The sequence below is a fragment of the Draconibacterium mangrovi genome (genome assembly GCF_010586825.1).
Taxonomy (GTDB): Bacteria; Bacteroidota; Bacteroidia; order Bacteroidales; family Prolixibacteraceae; genus Draconibacterium; species Draconibacterium mangrovi.
In genome coordinates this window covers 1,275,716-1,293,605 of record NZ_JAAAGB010000001.1, presented here as the reverse complement: position 1 = coordinate 1,293,605, position 17,890 = coordinate 1,275,716, and the positions used below count along the sequence as shown (strand labels likewise).

The 17,890-nt window shown below is 42.6% G+C and carries 12 protein-coding genes; 5 read left to right on the top strand and 7 right to left on the bottom strand.

Annotation, left to right across the window (positions count from 1 at the left end):
• The first annotated feature begins 4 nt into the window (after positions 1-4).
• From G4420_RS05310 to porX, 4 genes are all read left to right on the top strand, one after another.
• The gene (locus tag G4420_RS05310; protein ID WP_163322510.1) at positions 5-328 is read left to right on the top strand and encodes an MGMT family protein; all 324 of its coding nucleotides are present in this window, start codon (positions 5-7) and stop codon (positions 326-328) included.
• A gap of 156 nt (positions 329-484) precedes the next feature.
• Positions 485-1,600 (top strand): Mrp/NBP35 family ATP-binding protein, encoded by a 1,116-nt coding sequence (locus tag G4420_RS05305; RefSeq protein WP_163322509.1) that lies wholly within the window; start codon positions 485-487, stop codon positions 1,598-1,600.
• A 214-nt stretch (positions 1,601-1,814) separates the two neighbouring features.
• Positions 1,815-5,510, top strand: a complete 3,696-nt coding sequence (gene porW, locus G4420_RS05300) for a type IX secretion system periplasmic lipoprotein PorW/SprE (RefSeq protein WP_163322508.1) — start codon at positions 1,815-1,817, stop codon at positions 5,508-5,510.
• Between the two features lie 125 nt (positions 5,511-5,635).
• Positions 5,636-7,192: a T9SS response regulator signal transducer PorX gene (gene porX, locus G4420_RS05295; protein WP_163322507.1), complete on the top strand. Its 1,557-nt coding sequence runs from the start codon at positions 5,636-5,638 to the stop codon at positions 7,190-7,192.
• 275 nt (positions 7,193-7,467) lie between these two features.
• On the opposite strand, the gene G4420_RS05290 is transcribed toward porX, so the two are convergent.
• From G4420_RS05290 to G4420_RS05280, 3 genes are all read right to left on the bottom strand, one after another.
• Positions 7,468-8,316 (bottom strand): damage-control phosphatase ARMT1 family protein, encoded by an 849-nt coding sequence (locus tag G4420_RS05290; protein ID WP_163322506.1) that lies wholly within the window; start codon positions 8,314-8,316, stop codon positions 7,468-7,470.
• 132 nt (positions 8,317-8,448) lie between these two features.
• A complete protein-coding gene (locus tag G4420_RS05285) occupies positions 8,449-9,204 on the bottom strand; it encodes an ABC transporter ATP-binding protein (protein ID WP_045025957.1) in 756 nt (251 codons plus the stop codon).
• Complete coding sequence (locus G4420_RS05280; protein ID WP_045025958.1) at positions 9,201-9,941, bottom strand: MlaE family ABC transporter permease; 741 nt, start codon at positions 9,939-9,941, stop codon at positions 9,201-9,203. The genes G4420_RS05285 and G4420_RS05280 overlap by 4 nt, the downstream gene beginning before the upstream one ends.
• 166 nt (positions 9,942-10,107) lie before the next feature.
• Between G4420_RS05280 and G4420_RS05275 the strand changes: the two genes are divergently transcribed.
• Positions 10,108-11,196: a mannose-1-phosphate guanylyltransferase gene (locus tag G4420_RS05275; RefSeq protein WP_163322505.1), complete on the top strand. Its 1,089-nt coding sequence runs from the start codon at positions 10,108-10,110 to the stop codon at positions 11,194-11,196.
• Between the two features lie 123 nt (positions 11,197-11,319).
• Here G4420_RS05275 and G4420_RS05270 read toward each other — a convergent pair whose 3' ends face one another.
• Genes G4420_RS05270 through G4420_RS05255 form a run of 4 tightly spaced genes read right to left on the bottom strand, consistent with a single transcriptional unit; the run spans position 11,320 to position 17,888 of the window.
• On the bottom strand, positions 11,320-14,763 hold the full coding sequence (locus G4420_RS05270; RefSeq protein WP_163322504.1) for an efflux RND transporter permease subunit: 3,444 nt from the start codon (positions 14,761-14,763) through the stop codon (positions 11,320-11,322).
• Positions 14,764-14,788: 25 nt separating this feature from the next.
• Positions 14,789-15,910 carry an efflux RND transporter periplasmic adaptor subunit gene (locus tag G4420_RS05265; protein WP_163322503.1) on the bottom strand — a complete coding sequence of 374 codons (1,122 nt, stop codon included), beginning with the start codon at positions 15,908-15,910 and terminating at the stop codon, positions 14,789-14,791.
• 24 nt (positions 15,911-15,934) lie between these two features.
• Positions 15,935-17,278, bottom strand: coding sequence for a TolC family protein (locus G4420_RS05260; protein WP_163322502.1), 1,344 nt, complete (start codon positions 17,276-17,278; stop codon positions 15,935-15,937).
• Entirely contained in the window at positions 17,262-17,888 is a 627-nt protein-coding gene (locus tag G4420_RS05255; protein ID WP_163322501.1) for a TetR/AcrR family transcriptional regulator, read from the bottom strand. Before G4420_RS05255 ends, G4420_RS05260 begins: the two co-directional genes overlap by 17 nt.
• Positions 17,889-17,890 lie beyond the last annotated feature (2 nt).

Here is a 17,890-nt window from a genome sequence, read left to right as displayed (position 1 = left end):
TGAGATGTCCGACTTTTTTAACCAGGTTTACGAAGTAGTAAAACAAATTCCGCAGGGACGAGTGACCTCGTATGGTGCCATTGCTGCTTGTCTGGGTTCGCCGGGAGCAGCGCGTATGGTGGGATGGGCAATGAATGCCAGTCACTCGCACCACGAATTTGTACCGGCGCACCGGGTGGTGAACCGCAACGGACTGCTAACTGGTAAACATCATTTTGATAATCCAAATGCCATGCAGGAACTGCTTGAAGCTGAAGGGCTGAAACTGGATGGCGACAAAATCCTGGATTTCAAGGAAAAATTCTGGGATCCGATGAAAGAATTGTAGTTGAACATTTTCTCATTCGCAAGAAAGCAATTCAAATCAATCAAAAGTTCAAATTGAAAATCAAAACATTTCCGTGTTTAAACTGTTCATCTAATTGCAATTATTAAATTTGCAGCTACAAATAATTTTTCAAAAAAGTGAAATAAGCATTTTAAAATGGCAGATATACCAAGAAAATTAATTGTCCCGAAAGATGTTACCGATGCCCTGCGCACCGTAAAATATCCGGGAAGCGACGAAGATGTGGTGCAACTGGAAATGCCACAGGAAATCCGCATTGCAGGACAGCGAATCAGTTTTTCGCTGGTTTTTCAGAAAAGCAACGACCCGAATATTGAAGCACTTGTACTGGCTTGCGAAGCGGCCATAAAAAAATATGTAGGCGAGCAGGTTGAAATCGAAGGCAACATTGCCGTGAAATTTATTCACGACATGGAACGCCCCATTTTGCCCAACGTTAAAAACATTGTGGCCATTGCATCGGGTAAAGGTGGTGTTGGAAAATCAACCGTTGCCGTAAATACTGCTGTTGCACTGGCAAAAAGTGGAGCAAAAGTTGGTTTGCTCGATGCCGATATTTTTGGCCCCTCAATACCAAAAATGTTTGGTGTTGAAGGCGAACGTCCGGCAGGTATAAAGATCGACGACAGAGAAATGATCAATCCGCTGGAAAAATACGGCGTAAAATTCCTTTCGGTAGGCTTCTTTGTTGATCCTGATAGTGCCATTATCTGGCGCGGGCCAATGGCATCGAATGCATTAAAACAACTTATTTCGGAAGGGAACTGGGGAGAACTGGATTATTTGCTGATCGACCTGCCTCCGGGAACAAGTGATATTCACCTTACTTTGGTACAAAGTGTTCCGGTTACCGGAGCCGTGATTGTAACTACTCCGCAGGATGTGGCTTTGGCCGACGTGGTGCGCGGAGCCAGCATGTTCCAAAGTAAATCGGTTGATGTGCCTGTATTAGGTTTGGTAGAAAACATGGCGTGGTTTACACCGGAAGAATTACCCGAAAACAAGTACTACATTTTTGGTAAAGAAGGTGGTATAAAACTGGCCGAAAAAATGGGCTTGCCGCTGTTGGGACAAATTCCAATTGTCCAGAGCATTCGCGAAGGTGGCGATGAAGGTATACCGGTAGCTGCCAACGGCGATACAATTACGGGGCAGGCTTTTGCAGATGTGGCGGATAAAGTGAAACACCGTGTTCATGTGCGCAATATACAAATGGCGCCAACTAAAAAGGTAAAAATTTCACGAAAATAAATTGAAAGAGCAGAGGTGCACAAGGCGTGCATCTCTACCTTTTTTCAGGGCCATAATCCCTTAAAAATGTATTATCCTCCCCATCCGGTAATTAATTCTGTTGAACATTCATTTTTTCTTATTTTTACAGCGTTTACAAAATGCAACAATTCAGGATGTACAGGCAATAATCTTGTGATTCCTGAGTTTATTCAATGAGTTAACAAAAAACTGCTTGAAGAAACGATTTTTACATACCATATTCCTGTTCTTATTGGTTTCGATTTTTGCCGGCTGTTCTACTGAAAAAAATACCCGTGCATCACGAACTTTCCATAATGTTACTTCGCGTTACAATGTTTATTTTAATGCCAACGAGGCAGTAAAAGAGGGTGTTGCAACGATTGAAGAGCGTATTGAGGACGACTTTACCCGAATTTTGCCCATCTACAAAGAAAGTGACCCATCGGCTACGCGACTGGTAAAATCGGATATGGATTATGCGGTTATAAAATGTTCGAAACTGGTTGAGATTCATTCCATTACCAAAAAGCCAAAACGTAAAAGAGGTGGTGGTTCGCGCAAATACCAGGAGTTTGCCAACCAGGACGAGTTTAACAATTGGATCGACGACAGTTACCTCTTAATGGGGAAAGCCTATTTCTATCAACATAATTTTTATGCGGCCATCGATAATTTTTCGTATGTGGTGCGTAAATACCCAGATGAAGAAACTGCTGATGAGGCGCAGGTTTGGCTGATTCGGGCCTATACCGAGCTGGAACGTTACATTGAAGCCAACGAAGTTATTCAGGCTATTCAGGCCTACGATGATTTTCCAAAAAGCCTGGAGCGCGATTTTGCCATTGCAACGGCTTTCTATTACAAAAAGCAGTTTGAATACGACAATGCCATTCGCCTGCTCGATATTGCCATCGACAAAACATTCTGGAAAAAGGATAAGGCGCGTTTGCAATATATTGTAGCGCAACTGTACCAGGAACTTGGGCAGAATGAGGCGGCAGCGGCAGCCTTTAAAAAGGTTACCAAAATGAATCCTGATTACACCATGGCGTTTAACGCGATGATAAATAGTGCAGGTGTATTCTCGGGTGAAGGAAATACGGAAGATTTGAAAAAGCAGTTGAATAAAATGCTGCGCGACAAAAAGAATGTCGATTTCCGCGATCAGATCTATTATGCCTTGGGTAACATTTTCTTCCGCGAAGGAAACCGCGATGTGGCCAAGGATAACTACAAACAATCGGTAGCTACAAGTTTTAAAAATCAATACCAGCGGGCCTTGTCGTCAATTACTTTGGCCGATATTTATTTCGAGGATTTTAATTATAGGGGTGCGCAGTCGTACTACGACAGTGCGATGATCATTATCGACGATACATATCCGAATTACGACAATGTGTCGGCACGTTACCGGAGTTTAACCAACCTGGTCGACAATATTCTGCTGGTTGAACGTGAAGACAGTCTGCAAAGAGTAGCTCAAATGTCGGATGTTGAGCGCGAAGCTTTGATTGCTAATTTAATGAAAGAAGAGCAGGAGCGCCAGCGAAATATGGAGAATCTGACCCTGCAGGATGCGCAAAGTCAGGGGTATTACCGCTCAAACCGTTACCGCATGGGAATGGGAAATACAGGTGGCGGAGGTTGGTATTTCTATAATCCGCAAACGGTGTCGTACGGGCGTGTAACTTTCCAGCAACAATGGGGGCGACGAACACTTGAAGACGATTGGCGACGATCGAACAAAAATACCGTTTCGGTAGCCGAAGGTGAGGAAATGACAGAGGCCGAACCCGAAGAACAGCGTGTGGAAGACCCGCTGAAAAAGGAATTCTATACGCAGGATTTGCCTTTAACCGACTCGATGATGACCGTGTCGCATGGGCGAATTCGCGATGCACTGTACAACGCCGGAAAAATATTTAAATCGGAATTTGAAGATTACGAACGTTCAGCCGAGGCTTTTGAAGAGCTGATAAAACGTTACCCAAACAATATTTACCTCTTGTCGGCTTATTTCGATTTGTACGATTTGTATGAGCTGATGGGTGATAAAGAAAAATCAAACTACTACCGTAACCTCATTATTTCGCAGTATCCGAAAAGTAAGTTCGCGCAGTTTCTGCAAAATCCAAATTTCTTTGTGGAGATGGCCGCCAAAACCGACAGCATGAACCGCTTATATCAGGAAACATTCCGGAATTACAAGCAGGGAAGGTACCAGGCCGTGCAGTCGCTTACCATGCAAATGAAAAGAATGGAGCCGGATACAGTGATCCTTCCGAAAATTGATTTTATGGAAATGGTTGCCGATGGTGTGTTAACCGATGTGCATAATTTTGAAGCCTTGTTAAAAGGCTACCTGGCTGAATATCCGGCAAAAGAACCATCTGAACTAGCCGGGGAAATACTTAAGCTTATTCAGGACAGTACCTTAACCGACTACCAGAAACTGGTGGAAATGGGGTACATCAGCGAAGAGATTCAAAACGAGGAACTGTTGCCCGAAAATTTCTTTGCCGACGATGAGTTTGGCGGAAAATTCAGTTACGACGAAGATCTGTTGCACTACTTTGTAATTGCCTATCCTCGCGACGAAGAAGACAATATCGATTTGAATCGCCTGAAGTTTGATATTGCCAATTACAACATCGACCACTACACAAAAATTGATTTCGATATTGAAACCGAATACCTCGACGATAAACTGGCTTTTGTGCTGGTGCGCTCGATGACCAACAAAGAAAATGCCCTGATCTATCACGGAGCGATCATCAGAAAAGCTTCAGTGTTTAAAGCCTTACACGGAATTGATTATATGAACTTTGTGATATCGTCGACCAACTACCGGGCGGTAATGCAGGAACGCTCAACAGCCGATTACATGAAGTTCTTTGTAAAAAATTACAGCCGCTTTATCCGTTCAAATTTCAGCGACGACGATTTGGATATCTCGCCTGAAGAGCTGATGGCGCGTGCCGCAGCCGAAGACAATGCGCTGAACGAACGTGGTACTTTTGTTACGGTAAATGCAGGTCCGGCCGGATTGTACGATACCAATGTTGATACCACACAGAATTTTGTGATTGCCGTAAAAGACAAAAACCTGTCGTTGCGACCATTAATGCGTGGATTTGCTGATTTTAACCGGGACCAATTCCGGGCATGGGGACTGGCATTGCAGGCAAAAGAAGTGGGCGATTATCGTTTACTGGTGGTTCACGGAATTCCGGCACTCAACGAATCGATGTCGTATTTCCGCAGGGCAATTACCACACGTAGTTTGTTCGAACCGCTGGGGCAATCCACTTACCGCAACTTCCTGATTACCGATGATAACCTGCAAGCTATGCTCGACGAGAATAAAGTGGAAGAGTACATCGTTTTCTTCCGCGATAATTATATTCAGCGCAGGGCTTCCGATTCGTCGTCGGATACCGAGAGCCAGGCTACAACGCCTACACAAACAACAACAACGCAAACTGCTGAGCCTACACCTGCCGTTCAGCCAGAAACGGTTTCGCTGGCCGATACGCCGTATAACCAGAACATTGCAGGGCCACACCGCATTGTGTTTGTAATTCCGGCAACAGGTGTATTTAAAGATGCGTTTATTAACGGTATTGCAGCGTATAACCAGTCGAATTTTGCCAACTCGGGTTTTGTCATCGAAGAACAGCAGCTTGATCAGGTGCGTCAGCTTATCATTGTAAAAGGTATGGAAGATGAGGCAACGGCACGCCAGTATTTTAGCGTGGTGGTGCGCAACCGCGATCTGTTCGATCCGCTTGGAACAGCTCAGTACCGTAATTTCCTGATTTCGGATGAGAACTTCGGTATTTTCCTTCGCGAGAAGAACATTACCGAATACATGGATTTCTACAAGCAGGTATACCTCAATAAATAGCACCATTTATTACTTCCCTTAGGGGTAAAGAACTCTTAAAGTTTGTTAAGCACATACTTTAACGGCACCCATTTTGTTCTTATCTTTAACTGATAGGAACGAACGAAACAGAAAACATAAAAAGAATGAATAAGCCAAGAATACTTTGGACAGACGACGAAATAGATCTCTTACGGGCGCACATTATATTTTTGCAGGAAAAAGGTTACGAAGTTGAAACAGCTAACAACGGCCTCGATGCGATTGAGAAAGTTGAAGCCGGTTATTTCGATATTATTTTCCTCGACGAGAATATGCCGGGCCTTACCGGTTTGGAAACACTTACAAAGATTAAAGACCTTGCCCCCAACGTGCCGGTGGTAATGATTACCAAAAGCGAGGAGGAAAATATAATGGATGAGGCAATTGGCGCTAAAATTGCCGATTACCTGATTAAGCCGGTCAATCCAAAACAGATATTGCTGACACTGAAAAAGAACATCGATCAGAAGCGGTTGGTTACCGAACAAACCACATCGAAATACCAGATGCAGTTTGCCCAGATCGGGATGAAACTGAACGACCGCCTGACTTTTGATGAGTGGAAAGATATTTACCGCCAGTTGGTGTACTGGGAACTGGAGCTGAGCGAGTCGGAAGATTCAGCCATGGACCAGGTGCTAACCATGCAGAAGGAGGAGGCCAACAAGGCGTTTTTCCGTTTTATAAAAGATAACTACCAGGATTGGTTTGATGCCGATTTTGAAGATCGGCCAATGCTGTCGCCCGATATTTTTAAACACCGTGTTTTTCCTAACCTTAACGACGGTAAAAAAACTTTTGTGCTGGTGGTCGACAATTTGCGCTACGACCAGTGGCGTGTTATTAGTCCCGAGATAAATACCTATTTCCGCACCGTATCGGAAGAGTTGTACTGTGGAATTTTGCCCACAGCAACCATGTATGCGCGTAATGCCATGTTTGCCGGCTTAATGCCTTCGGAAATTGAAAAGTTGTACCCGCAACTGTGGCTCGACGACGATAACGAAGGCTACAAAAACCGCAACGAGGAGGAGTTGTTACGTAAACAACTGCAGCGTTTTTCATGCAAAGATAGTCTGTATTTCGAAAAAGGATCGGGAGCTAAAAAAGAACGCTGGGTAAACGATAATCTCAACAATATTCTGAAAAACGATCTTTCGGTGATGGTGGTGAATTTTGTGGATATGATTTCGCATGCCCGCACCGAAATGGACATGATTCGCGAGTTGGCGAACAACGAAAAAGCTTATCGCTCGTTAACCTTAAGCTGGTTTAAAAACTCGTCGTTGCTGGAGTTGTTGAAGGCGCTGGCCGATGAGAATATTCGTGTGGTAATTACCACCGACCACGGTGCCATTCGTGTTGATAATCCGGTGAAAATTATTGGCGACCGCGAAACCAATACCAACCTGCGTTACAAGCTGGGTAAGAACTTGAATTTTAAATCGAAGAATGTATTTGAGATTCGCGACCCGCGGAGCATTTATCTGCCATCGCGAAATGTGAGTACCAGCTACGTTTTTGCGCAGGGAACCGACTTTTTTGCTTATCCGAATAATTACAATTATTACGCGAATTACTACAAAGACACGTTCCAGCACGGCGGTATTTCTATGGAGGAATTGATTATTCCGATAGTTACTCTGGATCCTAAAAAGTAGAATTGAAACACAAAGAATTTTACCGCAGAGACGCTAAGGCGTAAAGGTTTTGAAACACAATAGGCACATAGAACACAGTAGGTTGTTTAAACGTTTCAAGGTTTTGAAAACACTTTAAAGTTTTTATTGTTTGCTTACTGCTATTTGCCTATTGCCAATTTATACCTTTTTAAATTGTTCTGTTGTCAAATGGTAGAACTGCAAACTGCGACTGCAAACTTTTCTCAAACTTCTGAAATCAAAAATCGTTAATCATCATTCGCAAATCTTTGTGTTCAGTTTTTGCTTCGTTTCACCACAAAGTCTCCTTTTTCGGCACCAACCTTTTGGCCGATAACCGGGCATTTTATCATCAGCAGGTAAAACAGGCGCGGATCGTTTTCGTCCATTAAACCTTCAAAATTGCCCATACCTTTTGAAATGATGAGGTCGGCTGAGCGGTAGATATCCAAAAACTCTTTGCTTACCCGGTGCAGCAAGGTTGACGGCGTATTATCGCCATTGGTAATTAACGAAGCAACTTCATGCAAACCAACTTCACGGGCCTCTTTTAAAGTGGCATCGTTTAAAATGGGCTGGTCGCGAACGGCAAAAATCACATTCGGGTGATCAATCGTTTCCAGGAAAAGTTTGTCCATTACAATTTCGCCACAATTGTCGCCCAGGTACAATATGGTTTTAGCCTTTTTTATCTCCGTTCTTAAGGCTTTCGAATCGTCAACAGCAAAAGTGGTTTGGAATACCCGCTCAATGGTTTCATCCACATCAAAACGGTGTGTTGGTCCAAAGTCGATAATGTTTCCGGCAATGGCGTATCGCAGTGCCGTATCGAATTTATCGACGGAGGTTTCCACCTTTGTTTTAAATTCGTTGTAGCGACTCAACAATGCCTGGTTGCTTTCTTTTTTTTCAGTGCTATACGGATCTTTTACTTCCGATTCTTTCGCCAGTTCCCTTAAAATATTGCTGGTAATCTCGGGCGAAAAACTTTTGTCGAGGTCAATGCCGGCAATGGTTGAAATGGCCTGACTTACAATTTTATTTCGTTTTTCCTCTGCAATTTCGTACTTGTCCATACGTTTTTGCAGCGTTTTTACCTGGCAGATTAGGCATTCGTAGTTCATGCTAAAAAAGTTTGAAGCCGGAAGTCAGAAGTTCTGGTTCCGAGTTGGGAGTAAAAGTAACAGAAGTTTCTTAATTGAAGCGTATTGAGCTAATGTTTGAAAATATATTTATTATAGAGTTAATTTTTTATATTACTGCCCCTTCTTCATCTGCGCATAAAGTTTATTTGCAAAAATAAAATCTTCGAGTTTTTGGTTGTCCGATTTTAGAATATCTTCCTTGGTGCCTTCCCATTCTTTCTGTCCATGAGAAATAAACAGCACCGACTCGCCAATTTCTATCACCGAGTTCATATCGTGGGTGTTGATTATGGTGGTCATCTGAAATTCTTTGGTAAGCGTTTGAATGAGTTGATCGATAACCGTTGCAGTTTCGGGGTCGAGGCCCGAGTTGGGTTCGTCGCAAAACAGGTATTTCGGATTCAGTGCTATGGCACGTGCAATGGCTACACGTTTTTGCATACCACCACTAATTTCGCTGGGCGAAAGATTAAAAGCCTGTTTATCAATGTTTACATGGTCGAGGCAAAATTCAACACGTTTTTGTTTTTCCGCCGGACTCATTTTGGAAAACATATCCAATGGGAAACGAACGTTGCCTTCCACCGAGATACTATCAAACAAGGCACCACCCTGGAAAACCATTCCCACCTCACGGCGCAGAATTTTTCGTTCCTTTTGATTCATCTGGGTGAAATTGCGGTCGTTGTACCAAATCTCACCACTATCCACCTCAAAAAGACCCAGTGTTGATTTTAGCAAAACAGTTTTTCCCGAACCGCTTCGGCCAATGATCAGGTTGGTTTTTCCCTGTTCAAACACGGTTGAAATGTTATTCAGAACCGTATTGCCGTCGAATGTTTTTACAATGTTTTTAAGCGTAATCATGTCAATAGCAAGCGGGTTAAAATTAAATCGAAAAACAGGATAAGAATATTGGTGTTAACCACGGCTTTTGTACTGGCTTTACCCACTTCGAGGGCACCGCCCTGAACGTAGTAACCAAAATAGGCCGGCACCGAAGCCACCAGAAATCCAAAAAACAAAGATTTTATTAACGAGAAAGTAATGTAATAGGGGTAAAACAGCCACTGGATACCGGAAATATAATCAGGAATAGATATTACCCCTGCAATTGGCCCCGTAACCATACCGCCCAGCAAACCAAAAAATACACTGATGATATACAAAAACGGAAAGACAAATACCACTGCAATAATCTTTGGAAGAATAAGGTAGCTTGCCGAATTTACACCCATAATTTCAAGCGAATCGATTTGCTCGGTAACACGCATGGTGCCAATTTCGGATGTAATATTTGAGCCCACTTTCCCGGCCATAATAAGGGCCAGCATGGTGGACGAGAATTCGAGTAAAAGCGTATCGCGTGTACCCAAGCCAACCAGCTCAACAGGGTAAAGAGGGTTTGCCATACTGTAGGCGAACTGGATGGTCATAATTCCGCCAATAAAAACCGAAATGATAATTACGATACCCACCGAGTTTACGCCCAGGTTATCGATTTCGTGAAACAATTGCCTGATATACAGCTTGTGTTTCTCGGGTCGGGCAAAAACCCGTTTCAGCATCGAAAAATATCGACCAATATGAAAGAAAAACCCCATTGTTTATAGTTTCTTGCTAATGTAATCGGCTAAAATTACAACTTAATATGCGGAAACAAAATTTTTATGAATTTGAATCGGGCTGAGGCAACAATAACAAAATAATTCCGTATTTTCAAAGTTACAATCTCAGGGAAGATTGATAATACGAACAAAACACATTCAGATGGCTAACAATTTTTGTGTGATAATGGCTGGTGGAGTAGGAAGTCGATTTTGGCCACTTAGCCGTACAGCACGTCCAAAACAGTTTTTAGATATTTTAGGAACAGGAAAAACATTTATTCAACAGGCATACGAGCGGTTTCAGGAGATCGTACCCAGAGAAAACTACCTTGTTGTAACAAACGCATTATATAAAGATCTTGTAAAAACGCAGCTTCCCGAGCTTAAAGACGAGCAGATTTTGCTGGAACCCCTGCGACGCAATACCGCACCGTGTTTGGCTTATGCTGCCAATAAAATTGCCCTCACCGATCCTGACGCAAATATCATTATAACGCCGTCGGATCATTTTATACTGAAAGAGGAGGAGTTTAAAAAACAAATCCGGAACGGGTTGGAATTTGTTTCAGAAAAACCGGCTTTATTAACGCTGGGAATAAAACCCTGCCGTCCGGAAACCGGTTATGGTTATATACAGGTGAAACGGAAAAAGGAGTTTAAGGATCTTGACAACCTGTATAAAGTAAAAACCTTCACCGAAAAGCCCAACGAAGAAATGGCGAAGATTTTTATCGAAAGTGGAGAGTTTTACTGGAACTCGGGAATTTTTATTTCGTCGCTGTCAACCATGCTCGAGTCGCTGCAACAGCATTTAACCGAAGTTGCATTAAAATTTGAACATGGACGAAAGCTGTTGAATACCGCCAGTGAGGAGCCTTTTATCCGGAAAACATACTCCGAATGCCAGGCCATATCAATCGATTATGGCATTATGGAAAAAGCAAAAAATGTGTATGTGCTTACGGCTGATTTTGGATGGAGCGACCTGGGCACCTGGAGTTCGTTATACGAAAACAAGGAAAAAGATGTACAGGGTAATGTAATTCGGGCCGATAATGTGATGCTGTATGATACCGAAAACTGCATTGTAGATATTTCAAAAAATAAAATGGCCGTAATTCAGGGCCTCGATGGTTTTATAATTGCCGAACGAAACGATACCTTAATGATTTGCCGACGCGAAGATGAAGATCAGATAAAGAAATTTGTTACCGATGTTCGCATTCAGAAAGGCGATTCGCTGGTATAGAATTCTAAAATAATTGCACGCAGATAACGCAGATTTCAGGAGTAAGATATTTTTTCTCCTCGATAATTGCAATAAAAAACGGGTAGTCAAAAAGGCTACCCGTTTTCTGTAAAAAGCACCGGTTTATTCCGATACTTCTGCTTTTTTCGGCATATTGTCTTCCGGTAAATTACCGGTCCATTTTTTTATGGTGTAATTTATCCGTATGGTAATCATATACATCACCGGAGAAATTAATAAGGTTAAGAAAGTGGCAAAGGTAAGACCGAATATAACGGTCCACGACATTGGCCCCCAGAACGCTACACTTTCGCCACCAACCGATATTTGCGGATCGAAACGCGTATACAGCGTAAAGAAGTTAAAGTTTAAGCCAACCGCCAGCGGAAGCAAACCTAACACTGTTGTAATTGCTGTTAGTAATACAGGGCGTAAACGGGTTTTACCGGCTTCTACCAGTGCATCAATCTGTACTTGTTTTGGTAAGAAAGCTTTTTCGGAATAGCCCAGTTCGTCACGTTTGCGTTCCCGCGTCAGGTCGATGTAGTCGATCAGTACAATACCGTTGTTCACCACAATTCCTGCCAGCGAAATAATACCGATACCCGTCATAATTACTACAAACTCCATTTGGAATATTCCCAAACCAAGGAAAACACCAATAGTACTGAAGAGTACAGTTGCAATAATAATTGCCGGACGGATAAACGAGTTAAACTGTGTAACCATAATAATCATGATCATGGCCACTGCAATAATCAGCGCATAAAGCAGGAACTCCATACTTTCGGCCTGCTCCTGTTGCTCGCCTGAGAATTCGTAGGTGTAGCCCTCGGGCATTTCATAGTCTTCAAGCAACTGGACAATACGGCTGTTAATCTCGTTGGCGTTAAAGCCTTCCATAACTCCCGATGTAATGCTTATTACTCGTTTGTTGTCCACACGGCTAATCTTATCGTATGAAGTCTGATATTTAAATGATGCTACCGAAGAAATTGGGATTTTACTTCCGTTAACCGGAATTTTCTGGTTCATCAATGTAGATACATCGTTGCGGTATTTTTCATCCAATCGCACAAAAATATCGTACTCATCCTCACCGTCTTTGAACTGGCTGGCTTCGTATCCGTAAATCGAATTCCGGAAAGCCATTGCAATTTGTTGTGTCGACAGTTCGTACAAACGTGCCTGCTCGCGGTCAACCTGAATGAGCATTTCGGGTTGGTTGGTATTAATGTTCAATTGCAACTCATCAATCCCCGGAATGTTATCCTCTTCAATTATCCGCATAAAATCGTCGGTGATTTGGATTAACTGCTCAAACTCATCACCCGACACATCAATACTAACCGGGTCGCCTGTTGGTGGCCCTTGATCGTCTTTCTTTACAAAGATTTTAGCCCCAACAAACCCGTCGAGTTTTTTGGCAATATCCTGCATTACTATCGATGTGCTTATGCCATCGCGCAGTTTGTATTCAACAAACGAAACCGAAGTTAGCGACTTGTTCGGGCTTTGTTCATTACTGTCGAACATGCCGCCGCTCATTCCAACACCAACGTTGGTGGTAACCGATTTAACAATGTGGTTAACCGGCTTAATGGTTTCTTTTATAATCTTTTCCACTTCGCGCGAAACCTCGTCGGTTTTTTCAATTGAAGTTCCCAACGGCAATTCCATGGTTACGTAAACGGTTGTTGGGTCGGTACTTGGGAAAGTCACCATTTTTGGATTGCTACCAAAATAGAAGCCCACCGAAAAGATCAGTAGTAAAAATGTTGCACCAAAATAGATGTATGGCCACTTACCTGTTAATGCGTGTCTCAACTGTTTGGTGTACATGTGCTCGAGCCATACCAGGAATTTGGTTTGGAACCAGCGGGCTACCGGACGTAAAACGAACAGGTTGGCAACCATTATAAAGGCAACAGTTGCCAGCAGGTTTCCGAGTAAGAAAATTTTGGCCACGTAGAACACTACTGAAACTCCGGCAAAAATAGCTGCATTTCGCAACACTTTTTTCGCATTCATTTTCCGGTTAATGTCATCCACTTTCATAAAGGATGAAATAAATGCCGGACTAATAATCAGCGCCACAAACAGCGATGAGGCCAGTACTACAATTAAAGTGCGCGGTAATATTTTCATAAACTCGCCGATAATGCCTTCCCACGCCAATAGCGGGAAAAATGCGGCAAGTGTTGTTAATGTTGACGAAATGATGGGGAAGGCAATTTCGCTTACCCCTTGTTTGGTTGCTTTTTGCAGAGGATTTCCTTCGCTAAAAAGCCGGTAGACATTTTCAACCACTACAATGGCGTTATCTACCAACATACCCAGTGCGAGAATCAGCCCGTAAAGTACCATGGAGTTTAGTGTAATTCCGCTTTGCTGCAGAATAACAAACGACAGGAACATGGACAGAGGAATGGCCAAACCGGCAAAAAGTGCGTTGCGGAAGCCCAGGAACAGAAACAGTACAAAAGTTACCAGGATCATCCCCAAAATAATACTGTTCTCGAGGTTCGAAATGGTGTCCTCAATGTAGTGGGTCATGTCGTCGGTAATAATAATATCAAGATCTTTCGGAATCTGCCCGCGTGCTTTTAACTGGTCAATTCCGTTGAGCACATTCTGGGAAGCAGCAAGTATATTTTCGCCCGATTTTTTGGTAACCGACAAGGTAATTACCGGCTGGTCGTTTAGTCGGGCAATGGTTGCCTGCTCTTTGTAGTCGTCAACCACGTTGGCAATGTCGCGAATGTAAACAGGTTTGCCACCATTTATTTTAATAATGGTATTGGCAATCTGGTCGATGCTGGTGTAATTGGCATCGGTACGAATGGTTCGGCGGGTTTGGTCGGCAGTAAACTGACCGGCTCCCATGCTGATATTTTCCAACTGAATGGCAAAAGCCACATCTTCAAACGTTAGCCCAACAGCATCGAGTTTATACGGATCGACATTGATCTGGATCTCGCGCTCTTCGATTCCCCGAATATTGGCTTCCGAAATTTCCCGGTAGCCTTCAAATTCGTCCTGCAATATTTCGGCATACTTTTTCAGGTCGCGCATGTTGTATTCGCCCGAAACATTTACGTTCATTATCGGGAATTCCGAAAGGTCGAAATCGGTTACATACGGATCGCTGGGCAAATCGCCCGGTAATTCCGACTTAGCCTGGTCAACACGGTCTTTGGTATCCTGTAATGCCTGTTTTATGGTAACATTTGTGTTGAACTCGACAATAATAGTGCTTACATCCTGGTACGATGCCGACGTTACTTCTTTCACTCCTTTAAGCCCTTTCAGTTCTTTTTCGATAGGGCGTGTACACAGGTTTTCAATGTCAACCGGCGAGTTGCCGGGATACAATGTTTGAATAAAAATGTATGGAATAACAATCTCGGGCATAGCCTCGCGGGGCATTTGCTGGTACGAGAAGATTCCGAATAAAACCAGTATCGCCGTAAAAATATACACCGTGGTTTTATTCTTTAGCGCAAGAAACGTTGGTTGAAACTTGCGCGTTATTTCAGATTTATGTTTTTCAGTTTCTTTCTCCATTTTGAAGAATTTTTTTGATAGGTGTTTAATTGATCTTAACGGCTGTTCCGTTAACAACCTGGTTGTAGCCTTCAGAAATAACCTGTGTTCCGGCAGTTAGACCTTCTGTAATCTCGGTCATGTTGTTATTGCTAACACCCGGTGTTACGTATACTTTTTTAGCTACATTTTTACCTTCTTTATTTTCGATAATATACAGGTAGTGGCCTTTAAAATCTTCTTTTATATAAAGCGAAGGCACAACAATAGCCGAGTCGTTTACATAGTCGCGCATTGAAAGAATTGAAACCAGGTTTGGTTTTATCATGTTCGTTGGATTGTTGATATTGATACGAACGCGGAATGTGCGGTTATTCGGATCGATGGTATTGCCAATCTGGTTAATTTTTGCATCAACTGTTTCATCTAAGGCCGGGAAACGAATTTCAACATCGTCGCCCTTGTGTACTTTGGTAATGTAGGTTTCGGAAATATCACCGTAAATTTTAATGTTGCTGGTGTTAATTACCTTGGCAAACGGAGTTTGCGGGCTTCCAATATTACCTTTCTCCTGGTAAACAATATCGACTATCCCGTTTATTGGCGACTTAACATCGGCCATTTCAATCTGGGTATTCAGGCTGTTAATCCTTTTCTGCAGACTTTCTTTGCTGTTTTTAGCTTGCAGATATTCCATTTCGGATCCTATATTCTGGTCCCACAGGTTTTTCTGACGTTCGTAATTTGTTACGGCCAAATCCAATTGTACCTGCAACTCTTCAACCGAGCGTTCCAGAACATCGGTGTTAAGGCGGGCCAAAACCTGCCCTTTATTTACCTGTTGTCCTTCAGTTACCAGAACTTCTTTAATAATGCCTGCCGATTCGGGACTTACATCCACATCCTGTTCGGCTTCAACTTTTCCTGTCACTTCAATAAAGTGTTCAAAGTTTTGGTTTTCAAGGGTAGTGGCTTTAATGTTAACCAGTTCTTCTGTTTCGTTAGCAGAAAGTTCAGTTTCAAGTGTATGAATTTGTTGCTCGAGCGTGTGAACCTGCTGCTTTAATTCCTGCAATTGTTTTCGTTTCGCGGCTTCGTCGGTAACGTTTGTGTTTCCGCAAGCCGAAACTATAAGTGCGGTTGTTACTATGAATAAAATCTTTTTCATCTTATGTGTTTTTTTGTTTTTCGTTTATAATGCGCCGGCAGCTTTTTTCAGATTTAAATCGGCTTGCAGCAACGACAAAGTTGAAGTCACCAATTGTTGCGAAGTGGTTATGTACTGCGTTTCCTGCTGTGTGAGCTCGGCACTGCTAACCATTCCGTTATTAAATTTAATTTGTGTTTTATCTAAAATGCTTTTTGCCAGATTGCGGTTTTCGCGAGTGTTTAAAAACTGTTCGCGTGCTGTTTCCATATCAGCCGATGCTGTTAAATAATCTTTCTGAAGTGTGATCTCGGCGAAGCGCATGTCGTTTTCAGCTTTGTCGAGTTCGATGCGCGCCCGTTGTACTTTTGCGCGTTTATTGCCTGAATTGAAAATGGGAATAGTTGCCTGTACTCCAACCAGCGAAGACGGGAACCACTGTTCTTTAAACAGGTTGGCTTGGTTGCCGTACGATGTTCGTGAGTAACTGTAAAATGCATCAAGCTTTGGCAAATAAGCAACCTTTTCCAATCGGAATAATTTATCTGAAACTTCAAAATTCGACTGGGCCAAACGGTAATCGATGTGGTTGATCAGATCGAGATCGATAGTATTCAATTCCTGCACCAATGGTGAAACGAAAACATCCAGGTCATCAGTTAATTCAATCTCCTGGTTAAGATCGTATCCCATGGTATATTTCAAAACTGTTTTGGCAATTATTAATTCCCTTTCCGAGCGAAGTACTTCGTTTTCGGCATTTTTCTGCAATATCCTTAGCTGGTCAACATCTTGTTGTTCGCGAAAACCGTTTTCGTAATACACCTTGGTTTCTTCGTACAAACGGGTGCTGTTCTCTAAACTTTCAAGCATAACCTCGCGATAGCGTTGGCTAATTAGCACGGTGTAGTAGGCCTGGGCCACTGCGCTGCGAATGTCAATCTCTGTTTTTTCGTTGGCTTGTTTGGCCAGGTTTAAATACAGTTCGGCCGAACTCACTCCAACAATCCACGAACCATCGAAGATTTGTTGCGACACACTGAATCCGAAGTCGGCACTGTAGTCCTGTCCAAATTTTACAGGTATATAAGTGCCCGGATCTTCTCCAAAAAATTCTCCGGGAAGTAACGAAACCGGCAGGTTCAGAAATGCGTTGTAATTTGCTGTTCCTGATACTTGTGGTAATCCGGTTGTAATGGTTTCCCAAACCTGTTTTTGGGCAATTGTTACATCTTGTTTAGTGTTAAACAAAACATACGAGTTTTGCATGGCATATTGCGTGGCCTGGTCGAGCGAAAACCCGGTATTTTCTTCTTCCTGAGCTTTCAGCGACAGTCCCACAACTGACAAGAATAAAAACAAGATTAATTGTTTAATTTGTTTCTTCATACTGAACTTTGTTAAGCTGTTTTTTATAATATTTTATTCCTTTTTCGGTGCAAATAGCGTTCATGTGGTAGTCCATCATGCTATCAAAAAATGCGAGCGAGTTTACTTCGTACTCTTCAAAAATTCCATAATCCGGATTCATGGTGTACAACATTCGACCCACCTGAAGTTTGGCAATCAGATACGGATCAAGGTCGGTGCGATACAGGTCTTGCATCATTCCCAATTTCAGGTTATCGATGGTACTGGTAAAAATGCGCTCGCGTTTTACCTCGTTAATTTTTTTGTACAATTCGGGATAATACTTTTTCAGGTCCTTCTCAATGCCATTGTTATAGAACTTAACAATAAATGCCACATGCTTGCGAATGAGAAGAATACTGTCGATAGCATTATTGTCATCCAACTCCTTAAAAGTTTTTCCACTCTCATCAATAAAGAACTCGATCACCTGATTCACGAGGTCTTCCTTATCGGTAAAATATTGGTAAAGCGTTTTTTTCGAAATCCCGAATTCGGCAGCCACGGTGTCCATGGTAACCGCACGTATGCCTTTCTTAAAATAAAGATGGCCCACGTTTTCTATAATGTATTTCTTCTTTTCTTCCACGT